The 1,663-nt window shown below is 59.6% G+C and carries 1 protein-coding gene and 1 pseudogene; both read right to left on the reverse strand.

Going from position 1 to position 1,663, the window contains the following annotated elements; translation table 11 throughout:
• Positions 1 to 35 precede the first annotated feature (35 nt).
• The gene (locus RN01_RS31380) at positions 36 to 1,400 is read right to left on the reverse strand and encodes an ISL3 family transposase (protein WP_017515528.1); all 1,365 of its coding nucleotides are present in this window, start codon (positions 1,398 to 1,400) and stop codon (positions 36 to 38) included.
• Positions 1,397 to 1,663: pseudogene (locus tag RN01_RS31385) on the reverse strand (hypothetical protein); the annotation flags it as partial. The gene RN01_RS31380 and the pseudogene RN01_RS31385, both read right to left, overlap by 4 nt.

The raw sequence follows: 1,663 nt of genomic DNA on the forward strand, positions 1-1,663 counted from the left end.
GGGTATTCGGAATAGCCGGTTGATGAAGGGAACTTCTAACCGGCTTCCGAAGGCGGTGTAGTGATGTTGATGGGAGGCTCCAAGAAGCGCTCCAAGAGCTTCCCTATAGGCACCCCCATGTCCACCATGGCGGGTGCCGCTCGTGCAAGGTCAGCGTCCGTAGGGACGCCATAGCCCATTGTGAAGGGCGATTCCCGGCGAGGCTTTTCCTTGCGCTTCATTCTGTGCTCGACCGAGAACAGCATCTTGGCCCGGAACATCTCGAACGACATGCTCCGTGCGGCCCTGTTCAGGTCTTTCATTTGCCGGTTCATCGACTCGGTGAAGGCATTGGTATTGCGCTTTCCGTCACCGAAGTAGGCGAAGATTTCCGCCTCCCAGTTGCTCATTGCCGTGGTCAGCGGCGCCCACTGGGGGCGCTCCTCCGGGGTCAGGCTGGAATGCCAGCGCCGGTACTCTTCCTTGGCGTCAGACTCGTTTTCCAGATTCCAGATGTTCAGGAACTCTTCCTTGAGACGGTAGGCGGCACCGAGTTCTGGGAACTGGTTGAGCCACGTATCGACCACCATGCGGTTCATGGGGTTGAGGTCATGCTCACGCATCAGCATCAGCTTTCGGTCGCCCTTGAGTGCCCGGCGCCGGTGCTGTGACAGTCCGGCCTTGATGCCCTTCCTGATCTTCTCCATGGCCTCATTGGCCATGCGCTGGATGTGGAACTTGTCCACCACGATGGCGGCATCAGGCATCAATGCCTTCGCCACCTCGCGGTAGGGGTTCCACATGTCCATGCACACAATCTCAATGTCTTTGCGGTCTTTGAGGCGTGACAGGTAGGCCGTGACCTGCGGCTTCGTGCGCGACTCCAACAGGTCGATGATGGTTTCCTCTTCGATATTGGTAAGCACGCAGCGGTAGGTGCGTTGCAGGTACAGCTCATCAATGCCCAGCACACGGGGCGCAGAAGGCTTGTAGCGGCCTTTCTGCGCCTCGGCATGGTCACGGAACAGCTTGCGGATGATCGCTTCATCCACGCCAACCTCGCGGCCCACGTCGCTATTGGTGCGACCCACAGCGGCCTTGATGATGTAGTCGGACAGCCGTTTGGTCATTCGGTGGCCCTCGGCCATCTCCGGCAAGGCCGGGCTGAACGTGCCATTGCAGGCCCGGCAGAGGAAGCGGCGCCGGATTAACCAGAGCGTGACCCAGCGTCCATGCAGCGGCAGGTCGCGCAACTTCATCTCCTTCTTGCCAAAGCGCACCACCTCGCCGTAAACCGCGCAGTTCGGGCAGATGACCGGATCAGGGTATTCCACTTGGAAGCTGTACTCGTTCTCTTCCTCGTGGAATCCCACGATCTTGGCCTTGAGAGGGTGCAGGATGTTGTCGGGCAGGGTTGTCAAGGCTTCATTACTCCGGTTCCAGAAGCCTTGCTGGCCTCATACGCCATGCGCTGCGCAAGGCGTTGATTGCACGCCGCAGCCAGTTCGGCCAGTTCTTTGTTGCTGGGCAGCATGCCGTTCGGCTCCAGCAGGCGGCGAGGCAATTCAGCCAGTGACGCCACCATGGCTTCTCGGTCAATGGCTTTAGCCCAAGGCACCGTTGGCTTGTTGTCGCGGTCGTAGGTCAGGGAGAACATCCAGCGGTCGTGCTTCCACCCATCGTC

Origin of the sequence: Cupriavidus sp. SHE, from assembly GCF_000812445.1 — a bacterium.
In the GTDB taxonomy this organism is placed as follows: domain Bacteria; phylum Pseudomonadota; class Gammaproteobacteria; order Burkholderiales; family Burkholderiaceae; genus Cupriavidus; species Cupriavidus metallidurans.